The organism is Burkholderia sp. 9120 (assembly GCF_000745015.1).
In the GTDB taxonomy this organism is placed as follows: domain Bacteria; phylum Pseudomonadota; class Gammaproteobacteria; order Burkholderiales; family Burkholderiaceae; genus Paraburkholderia.
In genome coordinates this window covers 3,856,436-3,872,487 of record NZ_JQNA01000002.1, presented here as the reverse complement: position 1 = coordinate 3,872,487, position 16,052 = coordinate 3,856,436, and the positions used below count along the sequence as shown (strand labels likewise).

Genomic DNA, 16,052 nt, shown 5'->3' with positions numbered 1-16,052 from the left:
GTCGTAGTGGAAGCGGCAGGCGATCACTGCGGCAACACCTCCCCCTTCGTCTCCGGCGCGAACGGAATGATGAACAGCCCGATCACGAACGCGAGCGCCGTCAACGCCACCGGCACGCCGAGCGTATGCATATGCAACACCGCCGCGCCGAGCAGAAAGTTGACCCCCGCCCCGACAAAACGCCCGAACGACGTGCAGAACGCGAACGCTGTAGCCCGCACACGGGTTTCGAATTGCTCCGGCAGCCACAAGCTGAACAGCGCAAAATTACCGCCGAAGAAACCCAGCACGAAGAGCCACGCAATAAACGGCGCGAGTCCGTTCGGCAGATAGAAGGCCCAGCCGAAACTGCCGACGATCGCGATCGCCATCCCCGCGAAGTACACCGCCAGCGTCTTCTTGCGACCGATCCGTTCGGCCATCGGCGGCAACGCGAGACAGCCGAGAATCGTCGCGATAGACAGCAGCCCCGTGGCGAGCGAAGCGGTTCTGATCGCGTCGTTCTTCGCCATGCCGGCCTTGGTCGCCAGTTGAATCACCGCAGACGGCTCATACACCGCGCCGGCCCACAAACCGATAATCGCAATCGTCAGCAGCATGCACGCCACCCACGTGCGACGCCGGTACGCCGGCCCCATGATTTCGCGCAGCGGCCTCGCACGCGCCGCGCCGGCTTCGGCCTTCTGCCACTTGTCCGTTTCCTTCACGCGCAGCAACACCAGAATCGCGACCACCACCGGCACCGCGCCGGTCAGGAACATCACGCGCCAGCCGTAGTGCACGCCGACCGTATAGTTGAGCGCAGCCGCAAGGAAGAACCCGGCGTAATACCCCGTCTGCAGATAACCCGCGCCCATCTTGCGGCGGTCTTCCGGCCAGGATTCCGCCACATAGGTGCCGGCCAGCGCCCACTCGCCGCCAATCCCCACCCCCGCGATGAAGCGGTAGATACCCAGTTCCCACACGTTATGCGACGTCGCGGCGAGCCCGGTAAAGATCGCGAACGTGAAGATCGTGCCGGCCAGCACCTTGGTGCGGCCGAAGCGATCCGCCAGCGGCCCCCAGATGAACGACAGGCCCCAGCCGACCAGAAACAGCGCGAACAGAATCGACCCGGCGAGGCCGACGTTCGCCGGCGTGGCCGCGTAACCGGAACGCGGCAACAACTCGGTCAAGGCGGGTGTCAGCACGAGCGCGTAGATGAACGAGTCCATGCCGTCAAGCGTCCAGCCTGCCCACGCGCCCCAAAACCCAGCGATCTGCGAACGATTGAGCGGCGTGCGCCGCCGCGTGACCGACGTGCGATCGGTTAGTGAATTCATCATGCTCCTCCGGCCCTGCAGTTGACGTACGGGTTGGCGTCCATAAAGGGAATCGATGAAACGACGCGCGGCGGCTTGAACGAACCGCGCCGTCCTCATACAACACAGAGGAACGGTGCGCGGCGAGCCGGGAAAAACTTTCCGGATTTGCCCGTCTATAAGTGCGCTTTTTTATATATAATATTCAATATTATGAGCGACGCAATAGATGGTTTTCCCCTGGACGCCTCCGCGCGCAGCCCGCTTTTACCGGCGGCGGCGCCCCGTGAGAGCACGTCCCGCATGATCGCGGAGGCGCTGCGCGCCGCGATTGTCGACGGCACGCTGGCGCCTGGCGCGCCGCTGCGGCAGGACGCAATCGCGCGGCATTTCTCGGTCAGCGCAATTCCCGTGCGCGAGGCCTTGCGCCTGCTCGAAACCGAAGGCTGGGCGAAAGCCGCCATGCACAAAGGCGCGACGGTCGCACCATTGTCGGCGGATGAAGCGCGCGAAATCTACGAGATCCGTTCGGCACTGGAGAGCCTGGCCATCGGTCTCGCGATTCCCCATCACACGGCCGCCACGCTGCGCGAATCTGCGAAGCTGTGCCGCGCCGCCGAACGCGAACCGGACCCGGCGCTGTACGTGGCGCGCAACGTCGCGTTCCATATGAGCCTGTATGCGCCTGCCGCCCGTCCGCAACTCGAGGACATGATCGGCACGTTGCATCGGCGCGGCGAACGCTATCTGCGGCTGAAGCTGGACTTGCCGTCGCGCAAGGGCGAATCGGACCATGAGCACACCGCCCTGCTCGACGCCGTGCAGCGCCGCGATATTCCCGCCGCGCAGGCACAGGTCGTCGCGCATCTGCTCGGCACCGGCGACCTGCTTCACCGTTTTCTGACCGAACGTGCGCAGGCCGAAGCCGCGCTCGCAAATCAACCCAAGCCGCGCGGCCGACGCCCGCGTCTTGCCACCGGGAGTTGACTGAGCCGATGAACCGACCTGCCGAAATCACTGCTGCTTCAGCCGCTGCATCGCCGCCTGCCGCACGCTCGTGGACCACGCGCCGCGACGAAAAGAACCGCCGCCTCGCGGCCATCGCGCCCTGGCTGCAAGACGGCGTACTGCCCACCGACCGCATCGTCGATGCCCTCGAAACGCTGATCCAGCCCGGCGACCGCGTTGCGCTGGAAGGCGACAACCAGAAACAGGCCGACTTCCTGTCGCGTTCGTTCGCGCAGGTCGATCCGCAAAAAATTCACGACGTGCATCTGCTGATTTCGAGCATTGGGCGCCCTGAGCATCTGACGCTGTTCGAGCGCGGCATCGCGCACAAGGTCGACTTCTCGTTCGCCGGGCCGCAGAGTCTGCGGGTCGCGCAACTGCTCGAAGACGGCCAGCTCGAGATCGGCTCGATCTACACCTACGTCGAGTTGTACGCGCGCATGTTCGTGGATCTGACGCCGCACGTCGCGCTGCTGTGCGCGGAAAAGGCCGACCGTCACGGCAATCTGTACACCGGCGCGAATACCGAAGACACCCCCACCATTGCCGAGGCCGCCGCGTTCCGGCATGGCATCGTGATCGTGCAGGTCAACGAGATCGTCGACGAACTGCCGCGCGTCGACATTCCCGGTTCGTGGATCGACGTGGTCGTGCAGGCCGACCGGCCGTTCGCCGTCGAGCCATTGTTCACGCGCGATCCGCGCCATATCGGCGACCTGCAGGTGTTGACCGCGATGATGGTGATCCGCGGCATCTACGAGCCGTATGGCGTGACGTCGCTGAATCACGGCATCGGCTTCGACACCGCCGCGATCGAACTGCTGCTGCCCACGTATGGCGAAGCGCTCGGCCTGAAGGGCAAGATCTGCCGCAACTGGACGCTCAATCCGCATCCCACCATGATTCCGGCAATCGAATCGGGCTGGGTCGACAGCATCCATTGCTTCGGCAGCGAAGTGGGCATGGAGGCGTATATCGAAGCGCGTCCCGACGTGTTCTTCACCGGCAACGACGGCAGCCTGCGCTCGAACCGCGTGCTGTGCCAACTGGCCGGGCAATACGGCGTCGACCTGTTCATCGGCTCGACCTTGCAGATCGATGCGGACGCGAATTCATCCACCGTGACGCGCGGCCGTCTGGCCGGTTTCGGCGGCGCGCCGAACATGGGCCACGATCCGCGCGGCCGGCGTCATTCGAGCGAAGCCTGGCTCAAACTGCTGAAAGATCAGGGCCCGGTGTCGCGCGGGCAGAAGCTCGTCGTGCAAATGGCCGAGACGTACAAGAAAGGCGGCGAGCCGACCTTCGTCGATGAACTCGACGCGGTCGCGGTCGGCGCGAAAAGCGGCATGCCGATCGCGCCGGTGATGATCTACGGCGACGACGTCAGCCATGTGGTCACCGAGGAAGGTATCGCGCATCTGCACAAGGCCGAAGGCATCGACGAGCGGCGCGCGGCGATTGCCGCCGTGGCCGGCGTTACGCCCATCGGGCTGCGCGCGAAGCCGGAGAAGACGGCGGAGTTGCGCCGGCGCGGCATCGTCGCGTATCCCGAGGACCTCGGCATTCGACGCGGCGAAGCGAAGCGTTCGCTGCTGGCGGCGCGCAGCATCGACGATCTGGTGACGTGGTCGGGCGGTCTGTACACGCCGCCGGCACGCTTCAGGAGCTGGTAAGCATGGCGCCCGCTGCGTTGTTGAAGCGTGTCGAGCGGTCGTCCGCGCGGGTTGCCGTGCGGGAGCGCGGCGCACGATTCGGATGCGTCGACGTATCGTCCCCGCCCGCCGCGCGTGCCGAATCGCGCGCCGCATTGCTCCACGCATTCCCTTCCGATGCGCAACTCGCCCGTTACGCAGTCAACGCGCTGATCGATGAAGTCCAGCTCACGCCCAAGCCCGCGCTGGTGGATCAGCGCGGCAGCGGCGCGCATCGCGACCTCGATCTCGCGCTCATGCTGCGCTCGGCGCACTCGCTCGAACCGACCTTCGCGGCGCTCGCGCACGCGGCGCGCCGCCGCGGCGAGCCGTCCGCGTTGTTGCGCGCCGAACTGGCGCAGATCGGCCGCAGCGGCGAGCAGGACATGCTCCAGGCCACCGGCGGCAGCAACGCGCATCGCGGCGCGATCTGGATCGTCGGCCTGCTGGTTGCGGGCGCAACGATGACGATCAGCGGCGGCGAAACGACCCGGCCGCAAGCCTCGCAAATCTGCACAAACGCCGCGCAAATCGCCTGCTTTCCGGACCGCTTCGCCGCGCCCTCCGACAGTCACGGCGAACGCGCACGCCAACGCTATCAGGTAGGCGGCGCGCGCCGCGAAGCGCAGGACGGTTTCCCGCATGTGATCGACGTCGGCCTGCCCGCCTTGCTCGCGGCGCGCGCGCGAGGCGTCGACGAAAACGCCGCGCGTGTCGACGCACTGCTCGCGATCATGGCCTCGCTCGACGACACCTGCCTGCTGCATCGCGCGGGTTTGCCGGGCTTGCACGCCGGCCAGCGTGGCGCGCAACGCGTGCTAAACGCCGGCGGCAGTTCCGCGCCGGCAGGCCGTGCCGCCCTCGCCGCGCTCGAACACGAATTGCTGTCCCTCAACGCATCGCCCGGCGGCGCAGCCGATCTGCTCGCCGCCACCCTTTTTCTCGACATGCTGGCGCATCACGAAGCCGGCGGGAGCCAGGACTCATGGAACATCTGACCTTCGACTATCCGGCGCAACGCGCCGTCACGACCCGCGCGCATGTCGGCGTGGTGGGTTCGGGCGATCTGGAAGTGCTGCTGTCGCCCGCCGATTCCTCCGCGGCCGCGGCCGCGTTGAGTGCGCATGTGGTGGTGCGCACTAGCGTCGACGGCTACAGCCACATCTGGAAAAGCGTACTCGACCGCTTCTTCACCCGCTACGACGGCGCCGCGCAAATCGAAATCAACGACTTCGGCGCGACGCCCGGCGTGGTCGCGTTAAGACTCGCGGAAGCCGTCGAAGCCGCCGAAGAAGGAGACGCCGCATGAATACCGTCGCGAATCTTCAACCCGCGCCGATGTTGCGCGACAGTTTCATCGAACTGCCGGCGCGCGAACGCGCGCGCTCGCTGCTGGATGCCGGCAGCTTCCGCGAACTGCTCGGCCCGTTCGACCGGATCGAATCGCCGTGGCTGCCGCTGCAAGGCGTCGTCTGCCAGGCCGACGACGGCTGCGTGATCGCGCGCGGCACCATTGACGGCGAGCCCGCCGTGGTCGCCGCGATCGAGTCCGCGTTCCAGGGCGGCAGCATCGGCGAAGTATCGGGCAGCAAGATCGCCGCCGCGCTCGAACTGGCGCTGCGCGACTGCGAGCGCGGCAAGATCGTGCGCCCGGTCGTGCTGTTCGAAACCGGCGGCGTGCGGCTTCAGGAAGCCAATCTCGGCCTCGCGGTGATCGCCGAAATGCAGGCGGCGATCGTCGCGTTGCGCCGGCATGTGCCGGTGGTCGGCGTGATCGCGGGCATGGTCGGCTGCTTCGGCGGCATGTCGCTCGCGGCGTCGCTGTGTTCGTATCTGGTCGTCACGAAGCAGGGGCGACTCGGCATGAACGGCCCCGAAGTGATCGAACAGGAAGCCGGCATCGACGAACTCGATGCGAGCGATCGCCGCCGCGTGTGGCAACTGATCGGCGGTGAACAACGCGCGGCGACCGCGCTCGCCGATCAACTGGTCGAAGACGATGCCGACGCCGTGCGCGCCGCGGTGCATGCCGCGTTCGTTCAAGGCGTGCCGGCCGCGCATCGCAGTGAACAGGTCGACCTGTTTCTGAACCGCCTCGCGCAAATCGATCCCGCCAGCGTCACGCCGGAAAGCATGCGCGAGGTCTTCAACCAGCAGGCCGCGACCGAGCCGCGCAAGGAGCAAGCATGAGCGATACCACTCTCACCCCGTTGAGCCGCGGCGCGCGCTGGTTTCACGCGCTGGCCGGCGAACCGTCCAGTGCCGCGCCCGTGTGGAGCGGCGACGCGTCGCTCGGCGGCGAGACCGCGCGCTTCGTGACCGTCGTGCCCGATCCCGCCAACCGCTTCCCGCGCGCGACGGATAACGTCGTCGGTCTCGAACAGGGCTGGCTGCTTGCACGTGCCGTACGCGAAGCGATCGCGCAAGACGCGGCGAGCGGTACGCGCCGCCCGATCGTCGCGATCGTCGACGTGAAAAGCCAGGCGTATGGCTATCGTGAAGAAATGCTCGGCATTCAGCTCGCCTGCGCGGCCGGTGTCGATGCGTACGCAACGGCTCGCGACGCGGGGCATCCCGTGGTTGCGCTGATCGTCGGGCCGGCCATGTCGGGCGCATTTCTCGCGCACGGCTATCAGGCCAACCGCATCGTCGCGCTCGACGCGCCCGGCACGATGGTCCACGCCATGGGCAAGGAAGCGGCCGCGCGCGTCACGCGTCGTACCGTCGAAGAGCTCGACAAGCTCGGCGAAACCATCGTACCGATGTCGTATTCGATGGCGTCGTTCGCGAAACTCGGCCTGCTCGATCAACTGATAGACGGCGTCGATGCCGATGCGCCGGACGCCGCGCAAATCGAACACGTACGCCAGGTGTTGAGCGAACAGATTCGTAGCGCGCGCAACGATCGGAGCAAGGGCCTGTCGCATCGGCTGGAATCGGCGGCGGCGCAGAAGAATCGCGCGGCGTCGATCGAAGTGCGTCGGCGTCTCGCCGAACAATGGGATGCCGCCTGATGCAGACGTTCGCGGCCCCGCCTTTCGCCATCGAACACGCGTTGTCGTGCGATACGCGATGGCAGCCGCACGATCTGTTGCGCCTGCGCCATTTGCAGAGCGTCGACGATGAACCGCCGTGGGTCCGCGAAGCGTTCGCACGCGCGCCGGTTGCGGTCGTGAGACGAGCGCTGGCGGCTGACGGTTTCGTCGCAATCGGTGTACGGGGTGTAGGACGCGCGCAGCGTTATGGCACGTGGGCGCGCGTCGCGGACATCGAAACGGCGGTGCCGCCGGAGGCGCTTGCGCAATCCAAACCGCTTGCCGTGCGAGGCGATCTGGCTGCTTTCGTCGCGCTCGCCGCGTTGCAATGCGATGCGGCGGGTCCGCTGCACGGATTCGTCTGGGGCCCGACAGGCAGCGCCGGATTTGAACTGGCGACGCAAGTGCCCACGGTGACCGCTTCGAGCGATCTGGATCTGCTGATCCGCACGCCGGAGTCGCTCACGCGAGACCACGCGCTTGCGTTGCTGACTCAATTGCAAACGCACGCGAAAAACGCCGGCATTCGCGTGGATGCACAACTCGACACTCCCGCTGGCGGTGTCGCGCTAGCCGAATGGGCAACCGACAAACCCCGCGTGATGGCGCGTCATGCAAGCGGCCCGCACCTGATCGCCGATCCGTGGAGCGTCGCTCATCGCGGCGAGCTTGCCTGATGCTCGCGCTGATCTTCCCCGGCCAGGGCGCGCAAACCGACGGATTCCTGCACCGTCTGCCGTCGCATCCTGCCGTACGCGACACGCTCGACGAAGCTTCCCACGTGCTCGATGCCGATGTGCTGACGCTCGACACACCGGACGCATTGCGCTCGACGGTCGCCGTGCAGATCGGTTTGACGATCGCGGGCGTGGCCGTCACCCGTGCGTTAGCCGCCGAACAGCTCGCCCCTGAAATCAGCGCGGGTTTGTCGGTCGGCGCTTATGCGGCGGCGGTGAGTTGCGGCGCGGTGCGCTTCGACGACGCGTTGAAGATGGTGCGACGACGCGCCGAATTGATGGAAACGGCGTACCCGTCGGGCTACGGTCTCGCGGCGGTATCGGGCTTGACCGAGCACCAACTGGAAACACTCGCCGCGCAGCACGCGGACGAAGCGCAACAACGCGTGTATATCGGCAACGTCAACGCGCCGCGCCAGATCGTGATGGCGGGCGCGAACGACGCGCTGGACCGGTTCATTGAGCGCGCGCTCGCGGCAGGCGCGCGCAAAGCCACCCGGCTCGCGGTGAGCGTGCCGTCGCATTGCGAGTTGCTCGCCCATGCCACGGATGAACTGGTGACCTACGCACAGCAGGTGCCGTTTCACGCGCCGCGCAGCACTTACATCGGCAATCGCGGCGCGCGTTCGCTGCACACAGCGGACGCCATCCGCGACGATCTCGCGACCAATATGCGCCACACCGTGCGCTGGTTCGACGCGCTGACCGTGATGCAGGAAATGGGCGCCCGCGTGCTGATCGAAGCGCCGCCCGGGCAGGTATCAACGGATATCGTGCGCGAGTACTTTCCGGATAGCGCGGCGCTTGCGGCAAGCGGTTTTTCGTTCGAACGACTGGTGGCAACCGCGCGGCGGCGGATGGAAATGCGTTGAGTCGAGCGTGGATGCCCGCTGTCGCAATGCTCCCTTGCCTCACCGCTTCTCGATCAACTGCCGCCCCATCGCCTTCGCGTACCGATCGCACGCGCTTCGCGCCACCCGTGACGCCGCCAGCACGCCGACATCCGCATCGTCGCGGTAATACATCGCCACGTTGATCGGCGGCGGCAACGGGCGCACCTGCAACTGCGCCAGCTCGCCGCTACTCAGGTAAGGCTCGACGAACAGCGCCGGCACCGCGGCAATCCCATAGCCATCGCGTAGCAACTTCACGATCACCGCCACCGACGGCATGCACGTCACCTGCGTCCCGGCGAGCGGCACTCCCGCCCGCTTCGCGAGCATCTGCACGATCGCTTCGACCGCGAGTTGCGGCGCCGTGCCTCGACCGAACGTCAGCACCGGTTTGCTCAACAGCGTCTGAACGTGTTTCGCGCGGCCGGCGGGAATCAGGTCGCGGCGCGCAATCCAGCGCACCGGGTAGCTCGCCAGCAACGCCGACACGATCGACGTTTCGTGCTCGGCGGTTTCCTCCACCTGAATGACGAGATCCAGTTCGCCCGCCCGCAGTCGTGGACCGAGCACCGCGCTCGAATCGACGGTGAGGTCCACGACGATACGGTGATACTCCGCGTTCAGCATCCGTATGTAGTCCGGCAGCCAGCTATGCACCACCGTTTCAATGACGCCGAGCCGAAGCCGCGTGGCCAGTTGCGTTTCGTCCTGCGCGGCCAGTTGCAGCGAGCGCGTGGCCTGCACCACGGAGCGCGCATGCGCGAGCAGCCGCTCGCCGTTCGGCGTGAGCCGAAACTCCGCCGCCTCGCGTTCGATCAACTCGACACCCAGCTCGGCCTCCAGCGTTTTGATACGTAGCGAAATTGCCGCGGGCGTGGCGTGCATCGCTGCCGCGGTCGCGCGAAAACTGCCCAGCCGGGCGAGCGTCAGAAACGTTTCGACGAAGCGGGTATTCATTGCGGACGCTCTCCAGTTAGCGACGATCGGGCACGCGATCATCGCCGCAAACACGCCGCGAGTCATGCCGATGGCGTTAAGTTTAATTTAACGAAACGCAATAAAAACTCGCTGGAAGGATATTTTTGACGTTACTAATCTGGCTCTATCGCTGGCCCATTGATCGGGCCAAATCGGCGACGTCATCGACCTGGAGCCAGCACGTCCATGCCTTACACCCCATCCGAGTTTCGTCAGCAGATTCGCACGCGGCGCCTGTCCGGCCCGACCGCCGGCTATTGCGGCGACTACGCGCAAGCCAATCTCGCGATCCTCCCAAGCGAGTCCGCCGGCGACTTCCTGCGCTTCTGCATGCTCAACCCGAAAGCATGTCCGCTGCTCGGCATCGGCGAATCGGGCGACTGGCGCGTGCCCGCGCTCGGCGCCGGTCTGGATATCCGCAACGACGTACCCGCGTTTTACGTGTACCGCCACGGCGAACGCGCCGAGGAAGTCCGCAGCCTCGACGAATTGTGGCGCGATGATCTGGTGGTGTTCGCGATCGGCTGCTCGTTCTCCTTCGAAGAAATGCTGCGACGCGAAGGCATCGCGCTGCGCCACATCGAACAACAGGTCAACGTGCCGATGTATCGCACGCGCGAACGCAACGTGCCGGCCGGCGTGTTCGGCGGCAACCGCGTCGTCTCGATGCGGCCGATGAAAGCCGTCGACGCGATCCGCGCGATCCAGATCACCAGCCGCTTCCCCGCGGTGCACGGCGCGCCGGTTCATATCGGCGACCCGTCGCTGATTGGTATTCGCGATCTGGCGCGGCCCGATTTCGGCGACGCAGTCGAGGTGCGCAGCGATGAACTGCCGGTGTTCTGGGCTTGCGGTGTGACGCCGCAAGTCGCGATCGAAAGCGCGCGCTTGCCGTTCGCGATCGCACACAAGCCTGGGCACATGCTCGTGACCGACATTCCCAACACCTCGCTCGCGGTGCTGTAAGCGCGGCGTTTTGTTGGCCCCATTGGCCCCATCGGCCTGATCGCCTCAACCCCAAGCCGCGCGCCAGCACAACGCGCGGCCAACCATGACGACCGGAGTTCAAGCATGGAAACCGAAGCGCAGTTGACCGCAGACGCCGAGCGCTACGACGCATCCGGCACAGGGAAAGGCCCGTTCGCGTGGTATCGGCAGACCTCCGCGAGCGAGAAGCGCGCGTTCTGGAGCTGCAAGATCGGCTACGTGCTCGACGCGATGGACACGCAGTTCCTCAGCTTCGTGATCCCGACGCTGATCGCGACATGGGGCATCACACGCGGCGACGCCGGTCTGATCGGCACGGTCACGCTATTGAGTTCCGCAGTGGGCGGCTGGGCGGCGGGTGTGCTGTCGGATCGCATCGGCCGGGTGAAGACCTTGCAGATCACGATTCTCTGGTTCGCGATTTTCACGCTGGCTTGCGCGCTGGCGCAAAATTTTTCGCAGCTGCTGTGGGCGCGCGGCTTGATGGGGCTCGGCTTCGGCGGTGAATGGACGGCGGGCGCGGTGCTGATCGGCGAGGTGATCCGCGCGCGCGACCGCGGCAAGGCCGTGGGCCTCGTGCAGGCCGGCTGGGCGATCGGCTGGGGCATCGCGACGCTGCTGTTCATGGCCGTTTTCTCACTCGTGCCGGCCGACTACGCGTGGCGTGTGCTGTTCGCGATCGGCATTGCGCCGGCGCCGTTCGTCATCTGGATTCGCCGCTTCGTCGACGAGCCGGACGTGCATCGGCAACAGAAAGCGGCACAGGCCGCCACGCAAACGCGTACCTCGTTGCTCGATATCTTTCGCGGCGAGATCGTCTGGACGACGCTGCGCGCGTCGGTGCTCGCGACCGGCGTGCAAGGCGGTTACTACGCGGTCACCACCTGGCTGCCGACGTATCTGAAAACCGAACGGCATCTGAGCGTGATCGGCACCGGCAGCTATCTCGGCGTGGTGATCGTCGGCTCGTATTGCGGCTATCTGACGGGCGCGTATGTCAGCGACCGGTTCGGCCGTAAGCGTGCGTTCATCGGCTTTGCACTGGCGTCTTGCGCGATCGCGCTGCTTTACACGCAACTGCCGCTCGATAATCTGTCGATGCTCGTGCTCGGCTTTCCGCTCGGGTTTTGCGCATCGGGCATTTTCTCGGGTATGGGCGCCTTTCTCACCGAGTTGTTTCCCACGCGGATTCGCGGCTCCGGTCAGGGATTTTGCTATAACGTCGGCCGGGCGGTCGGCGCGACCTTTCCGTTTTTGATCGGCTACGTATCGCAAACCATGACGCTCGGTCACGCGATCGGCGTGTTCGCCGCGGCGGCGTACGGGGTGGTGATTCTCGCCGCGCTGACGTTGCCCGAGACCAAAGGGCGGGAGCTTGCGGCCTGATTCAAGCCTGCTCCGGCGCGCGGCCAATCACATGGGAATCCGACGACGCCGGTCCGTCGCTATGTCCACGTTCACGTCCCGCCGTGACCACCGCCGCATCGGTGCCGCCAGGCCGCCGCACCGATTTCGCGTGCCGCTCGATCAGCCGCTGCAGCAGGCAGAACGCGCACAGCAGCGCGCCGATCACGATACGGGTCCACCACGAGCTAAGTGTGCCGTCGAACGTGATCAGCGTCTGAATCGTGCCGAGAATGCCGACACCGAACAGCGAGCCGATCACATAGCCCACGCCGCCCGTCAGCAGCGTGCCGCCGATCACCGTCGCCGCGATCGCATCGAGTTCCATGCCCTGCCCTTGCAAGCCATAGCCCGACAGCACGTAGAACGTAAACACCGCGCCGCCGAGCGCCGAGCAGAAACCGCTCAACGCGTACACGCCGATGCGTGTGCGCGCGACCGGCAAGCCCATCAGCAACGCCGAACGCGCATTGCCGCCGACCGCGTACACGTTGCGGCCAAAACGCGTGAAATGCGCGACATAAATCGCCGCCAGCAGCGCGACCAACGCAATCAGCACGTTCGCCGTGACCGAGCCCACGCCGATATCGAGCCGGAACGCGGAGATTTTCTGGAAGGTCGGATCGGTGATCGTGATCGACTGCGTCGTGATCAGAAAGCACAACCCGCGCGCGAAGAACATGCCCGCCAGCGTCACGATAAACGCCTGCAAACGGAAGAAGTGAATCAGCGCGCCCTGCACCGCGCCGAACACCGTGCCCATCAGCAGTACGATCGGCACGATGAGCCAGACGGATAGATGCAGATGTTCGGACAGCACCGCTTCGACGATAGTGGTCAATGCAACGACGGAGCCCACCGACAGATCGATCCCGCCGGACACGATCACGAACGTCATACCGATCGCGACGATCAGCAGAAACGCGTTGTCGATCAGCAGATCGAGCAGTACCTGCCACGAGAAGAAACCGGTGTACATCACCGAGCCGAAACCGAATAGCGCGCAGAACAGCAGAATCGTGACGGCGATCGGCAGCGTGCGCGGATCGACCAGATGAGCCAACGCGTCGAAGAGTCGCCTCATCGCGCCACCCCGCGTTGCCTGAGCAGCGATCTGCCGAACGACACGGCAAGCGCGCGCGCCGCCGGCGACTGGATCACGCTCACCGCGAGCACCACGGCCGCCTTGACGACCAGCGTCGCCTCCGGCGGCACGCCGATCGAATACGTGGTGTACGTGAGCGTCTGAATGATCAACGCGCCCAGTACGGTGCCCGCGAAACTGAAGCGGCCGCCGAGCAGCGAGGTGCCGCCAAGTGTCACCGCGAGAATCGCGTCGAGTTCGAGCAGCAGGCCGGCGTTGTTGCCGTCGGCGCTGCGCACGTTCGAGCTGATGAGAATGCCCGCCATGGCCGCGGTCAATCCCGAGAACCCATAGACCGCGAAAACCAGCGCTTTGGAGCGCAGCCCGACCAGACGCGTCGCAACCGGATTGATGCCGATCGCGCGAATGAACAGGCCGAGCGCGGTGCCTTCCACGAGCGCCGCGGTGGCGAGTACCGCGACGGTGGCGATCCAGACCGAGCACGGCACGCCCAGCCAATACCCGCCGCCGACGAACAGATAGCCCGGCGCGCCGATCGGAATGATCTGCCCGGCCGTCAGCAATTGCGCGACGCCGCGGCCGGCCACCATCAGAATCAAGGTTGCGATGATCGGCTGCATGCCGACGAACGACACCAGCAAGCCGTTCCACATGCCGCTCAACACGCCGACGAACAACGCCGCCGCCAACGCCTCTGCGACGAGCTGCGCGCTCGGCTCGGGTTGCGTCGCGAGTATCGTGGCCGCCGCGGCGCCCGCAATCGCCACCACCGCGCCGACCGAAATGTCGATGCCGCGCGTGGCGATCACCAGCGTCATGCCGGTGGCCACCAGCGCCAGCGGCGCGGCGCGATTCAGCACGTCGATGGGCGCGCCGAACAGGTGACCGTCGAGCATGCGCAGCGACAGAAAGTGCGGATTGACCCACAGGTTCAGGCCGCACAACAACACCAGCGTGACGCACGGCCAGATCAACGGACGCTCGGCGCCGTCGCGTACGAACCAGTTCGCGAGTTTCATTCGCCGCTCCCCGCGATGAGTCGATAGATGTTGTCTTCGTTCGAGGCCTTGCCCGCGACCTCGGCGATCTTGCGACGGTCGCGCAACACCACGACGCGATGGCTGACGCGCAGCACCTCGCTGATCTCCGACGAAATGAACAGGATGCTCAGACCGCTCGCGCACAGCGCCAGCAGCCGGTCCATGATGTCGAACTTGGCGGCGACGTCGATGCCGCGCGTGGGTTCGTCGAGGATCAGCAGGGTGGGATCGGTGGCGAGCCAGCGCGCCAGCAGCGCTTTCTGCTGGTTGCCACCGGACAGCAAGCCGATCGGTTGCTCGGCGTCCGCGGCCTTGATGCCGAGCCGCTCGATCCATAGGTCGGCCAACTCGCGCGCACGTTGCCGGCTGATCTTGCGCCACCAGCCGCGCCTTGCTTGCAGCGCCAGCAGAATGTTTTCGCGGATCGACAGTTCGGCGACGATGCCTTCCTTCTTGCGGTCTTCCGCGCAATAGCCGATGCCGTGACGGACCGCATCGCGCGGCGAGCGTAGTTTCACGGCGCGGCCTTCGATGAGGATCACGCCGCTGTCGGTGCGATCTGCGCCGAAAAGCAATCGCGCTGTTTCCGTGCGGCCCGAGCCGAGCAGGCCGGCGAGTCCCAGGATCTGGCCTCGTTGCAGGTCGAGGTCAATCGGCTGCAGCGTGCCGCGGCGGCCGACGCCTTGGAGTTCGATGAAGGGGTGGGTGGTTGGGGTGGCCTGGGTTGGCTGCGTTGCCTGGGTTGGCTGCGTTGCCTGGGTTGGCTGCGTTGCCTCGGTTGGCTGCGTTGCCTCGGTTGCTTGGGTTGCGTTTACGGTCTGCTGTCTGACCAGCGGCCTGTCGTGGCCCTCTTGGCCCTCTTGGCCCTCGTAACTCCCATGACCTTCATGCGCGGCTTCGCGCAAGCGCGCGCTCATGCGCTCGTGGCCGACCATCTTCGCGACCAGTTGATCCGCAGGCAGATCACGCGCCAGATACTCGCCTTCTCGCTCGCCATTGCGCATGACCGTGATGCGGTCGGAAATGGCATACGTCTGTTCGATAAAATGCGTGACGAACAGAATCGCGATACCCGACTGCTTAAGATGACGAAGTATTTTGAAAAGCTGGCTCACTTCACCATCGTCGAGACTCGAAGTCGGTTCATCGAGAATCAGTACGCGCGCGTCGACCGACAACGCCCGCGCGATCGCCACCATCTGTTGCACCGCGATCGGGTAGGCGTCGAGCGAACGGGTGACGTCGAGCGACACGTCAAGGCGCGCAAGCGCAGCCTGCGCACGGCGCTTGATAGTGGGCCAGTCGATCGCACCGAAGCGGCGCGGCTGCCGCCCCGCGAAAATGTTCTCCGCCACGGAGAGGTTCGGGCACAGGTTCACTTCCTGGTACAAGGTGCGCACGCCGGCCGCTTCCGCTTCCTGCGGCGAAGCAAACGCCACGACCTCACCGCCGAGACGGATCGTGCCGGCGTCAGGCGCGACCACGCCGGTCAGCACGTTGATCAAGGTGGATTTGCCCGCGCCGTTCTGCCCCATCAACGTGTGGATCTCGCCGGGGAACAGACGAAAATCGACCCGCTGCAGCGCTTTGACGCCGGGGAAGGTCTTGGTGACCGCGGTGGTGGCGAGGATGGGGGCGCGGGCGTCGGCGTTGCTCGCGTTGGCCGCCCTGGTTGCATCGCCCGCTCGATGAGCGGCTGCGCCCATAGCCTGCGGATTCGGTTCGGAAGCGGGATGCGTCATAGACCTCGCTCGATCGGTGGTACAGCGTTCGATGGACGCCTGTGGCTTGCTGCGTCGCTTCTAAATCTCGAAGCGCCCGGTGATAGGCAACGGCGGTCAGCGGCATTTGGCGTCACTCGGCGGCCTCCAGC

Annotated in this window: 15 protein-coding genes; 10 read left to right on the top strand and 5 right to left on the bottom strand. The window is 65.8% G+C overall.

Annotation, left to right across the window (positions count from 1 at the left end; all coding sequences use genetic code 11):
- Positions 1-23 precede the first annotated feature (23 nt).
- Complete coding sequence (locus tag FA94_RS25575) at positions 24-1,322, bottom strand: MFS transporter (RefSeq protein ID WP_197070300.1); 1,299 nt, start codon at positions 1,320-1,322, stop codon at positions 24-26.
- A 192-nt stretch (positions 1,323-1,514) separates the two neighbouring features.
- On the opposite strand from FA94_RS25575, the gene FA94_RS25570 reads away from it, so the two are divergent.
- From FA94_RS25570 to mdcH, 8 genes are read left to right on the top strand one after another with little or no spacing between them, the layout of a single operon-like run.
- The gene (locus tag FA94_RS25570) at positions 1,515-2,288 is read left to right on the top strand and encodes a GntR family transcriptional regulator (RefSeq protein ID WP_035556446.1); all 774 of its coding nucleotides are present in this window, start codon (positions 1,515-1,517) and stop codon (positions 2,286-2,288) included.
- 8 nt (positions 2,289-2,296) lie between these two features.
- Positions 2,297-3,982: a malonate decarboxylase subunit alpha gene (mdcA, locus tag FA94_RS25565; protein ID WP_035556444.1), complete on the top strand. Its 1,686-nt coding sequence runs from the start codon at positions 2,297-2,299 to the stop codon at positions 3,980-3,982.
- Between the two features lie 2 nt (positions 3,983-3,984).
- Complete coding sequence (locus tag FA94_RS25560; protein ID WP_081936102.1) at positions 3,985-4,998, top strand: triphosphoribosyl-dephospho-CoA synthase; 1,014 nt, start codon at positions 3,985-3,987, stop codon at positions 4,996-4,998.
- Positions 4,986-5,309: a malonate decarboxylase subunit delta gene (locus FA94_RS25555; RefSeq protein WP_035556439.1), complete on the top strand. Its 324-nt coding sequence runs from the start codon at positions 4,986-4,988 to the stop codon at positions 5,307-5,309. The genes FA94_RS25560 and FA94_RS25555 overlap by 13 nt, the downstream gene beginning before the upstream one ends.
- Positions 5,306-6,190 (top strand): biotin-independent malonate decarboxylase subunit beta, encoded by an 885-nt coding sequence (locus FA94_RS25550; protein ID WP_035556437.1) that lies wholly within the window; start codon positions 5,306-5,308, stop codon positions 6,188-6,190. Before FA94_RS25555 ends, FA94_RS25550 begins: the two co-directional genes overlap by 4 nt.
- Positions 6,187-7,014, top strand: a complete 828-nt coding sequence (mdcE, locus tag FA94_RS25545) for a biotin-independent malonate decarboxylase subunit gamma (RefSeq protein WP_035556435.1) — start codon at positions 6,187-6,189, stop codon at positions 7,012-7,014. Before FA94_RS25550 ends, mdcE begins: the two co-directional genes overlap by 4 nt.
- Positions 7,014-7,712: a malonate decarboxylase holo-ACP synthase gene (locus tag FA94_RS25540; protein WP_035563011.1), complete on the top strand. Its 699-nt coding sequence runs from the start codon at positions 7,014-7,016 to the stop codon at positions 7,710-7,712. The genes mdcE and FA94_RS25540 overlap by 1 nt, the downstream gene beginning before the upstream one ends.
- Positions 7,712-8,644: a malonate decarboxylase subunit epsilon gene (mdcH, locus tag FA94_RS25535; protein WP_035556432.1), complete on the top strand. Its 933-nt coding sequence runs from the start codon at positions 7,712-7,714 to the stop codon at positions 8,642-8,644. Before FA94_RS25540 ends, mdcH begins: the two co-directional genes overlap by 1 nt.
- Positions 8,645-8,683: 39 nt before the next feature.
- On the opposite strand, the gene FA94_RS25530 is transcribed toward mdcH, so the two are convergent.
- On the bottom strand, positions 8,684-9,622 hold the full coding sequence (locus tag FA94_RS25530; RefSeq protein WP_035556431.1) for a LysR family transcriptional regulator: 939 nt from the start codon (positions 9,620-9,622) through the stop codon (positions 8,684-8,686).
- Between the two features lie 207 nt (positions 9,623-9,829).
- On the opposite strand from FA94_RS25530, the gene FA94_RS25525 reads away from it, so the two are divergent.
- Both FA94_RS25525 and FA94_RS25520 read left to right on the top strand, forming a co-directional pair.
- A complete protein-coding gene (locus FA94_RS25525; protein ID WP_035556428.1) occupies positions 9,830-10,609 on the top strand; it encodes a putative hydro-lyase in 780 nt (259 codons plus the stop codon).
- A 105-nt stretch (positions 10,610-10,714) separates the two neighbouring features.
- Positions 10,715-12,016: an MFS transporter gene (locus tag FA94_RS25520; RefSeq protein ID WP_035556427.1), complete on the top strand. Its 1,302-nt coding sequence runs from the start codon at positions 10,715-10,717 to the stop codon at positions 12,014-12,016.
- Position 12,017: 1 nt separating this feature from the next.
- Here the strand turns inward: FA94_RS25520 and yjfF are convergent, their stop codons facing one another.
- From yjfF to FA94_RS25505, 3 genes are read right to left on the bottom strand one after another with little or no spacing between them, the layout of a single operon-like run.
- Complete coding sequence (yjfF, locus tag FA94_RS25515; protein WP_035556425.1) at positions 12,018-13,118, bottom strand: galactofuranose ABC transporter, permease protein YjfF; 1,101 nt, start codon at positions 13,116-13,118, stop codon at positions 12,018-12,020.
- Positions 13,115-14,158: an ABC transporter permease gene (locus FA94_RS25510; protein WP_035556424.1), complete on the bottom strand. Its 1,044-nt coding sequence runs from the start codon at positions 14,156-14,158 to the stop codon at positions 13,115-13,117. The genes yjfF and FA94_RS25510 overlap by 4 nt, the downstream gene beginning before the upstream one ends.
- Positions 14,155-15,921 (bottom strand): sugar ABC transporter ATP-binding protein, encoded by a 1,767-nt coding sequence (locus FA94_RS25505; RefSeq protein WP_035556422.1) that lies wholly within the window; start codon positions 15,919-15,921, stop codon positions 14,155-14,157. Before FA94_RS25505 ends, FA94_RS25510 begins: the two co-directional genes overlap by 4 nt.
- Positions 15,922-16,052: the final 131 nt, after the last annotated feature.

Coding starts and splice junctions, on each gene's coding strand:
- FA94_RS25540 (WP_035563011.1), top strand. CDS start 7,014: ATGCAGACGTTCGCGGCCCCGCCTTTCGCCATCGAACACGCGTTGTCG.
- mdcE (WP_035556435.1), top strand. CDS start 6,187: ATGAGCGATACCACTCTCACCCCGTTGAGCCGCGGCGCGCGCTGGTTT.
- FA94_RS25550 (WP_035556437.1), top strand. CDS start 5,306: ATGAATACCGTCGCGAATCTTCAACCCGCGCCGATGTTGCGCGACAGT.
- FA94_RS25530 (WP_035556431.1), bottom strand. CDS start 9,622: ATGAATACCCGCTTCGTCGAAACGTTTCTGACGCTCGCCCGGCTGGGC.
- FA94_RS25510 (WP_035556424.1), bottom strand. CDS start 14,158: ATGAAACTCGCGAACTGGTTCGTACGCGACGGCGCCGAGCGTCCGTTG.
- FA94_RS25520 (WP_035556427.1), top strand. CDS start 10,715: ATGGAAACCGAAGCGCAGTTGACCGCAGACGCCGAGCGCTACGACGCA.
- mdcH (WP_035556432.1), top strand. CDS start 7,712: ATGCTCGCGCTGATCTTCCCCGGCCAGGGCGCGCAAACCGACGGATTC.
- FA94_RS25525 (WP_035556428.1), top strand. CDS start 9,830: ATGCCTTACACCCCATCCGAGTTTCGTCAGCAGATTCGCACGCGGCGC.
- yjfF (WP_035556425.1), bottom strand. CDS start 13,118: ATGAGGCGACTCTTCGACGCGTTGGCTCATCTGGTCGATCCGCGCACG.
- mdcA (WP_035556444.1), top strand. CDS start 2,297: ATGAACCGACCTGCCGAAATCACTGCTGCTTCAGCCGCTGCATCGCCG.
- FA94_RS25575 (WP_197070300.1), bottom strand. CDS start 1,322: ATGAATTCACTAACCGATCGCACGTCGGTCACGCGGCGGCGCACGCCG.
- FA94_RS25570 (WP_035556446.1), top strand. CDS start 1,515: ATGAGCGACGCAATAGATGGTTTTCCCCTGGACGCCTCCGCGCGCAGC.
- FA94_RS25555 (WP_035556439.1), top strand. CDS start 4,986: ATGGAACATCTGACCTTCGACTATCCGGCGCAACGCGCCGTCACGACC.
- FA94_RS25505 (WP_035556422.1), bottom strand. CDS start 15,921: ATGACGCATCCCGCTTCCGAACCGAATCCGCAGGCTATGGGCGCAGCC.
- FA94_RS25560 (WP_081936102.1), top strand. CDS start 3,985: ATGGCGCCCGCTGCGTTGTTGAAGCGTGTCGAGCGGTCGTCCGCGCGG.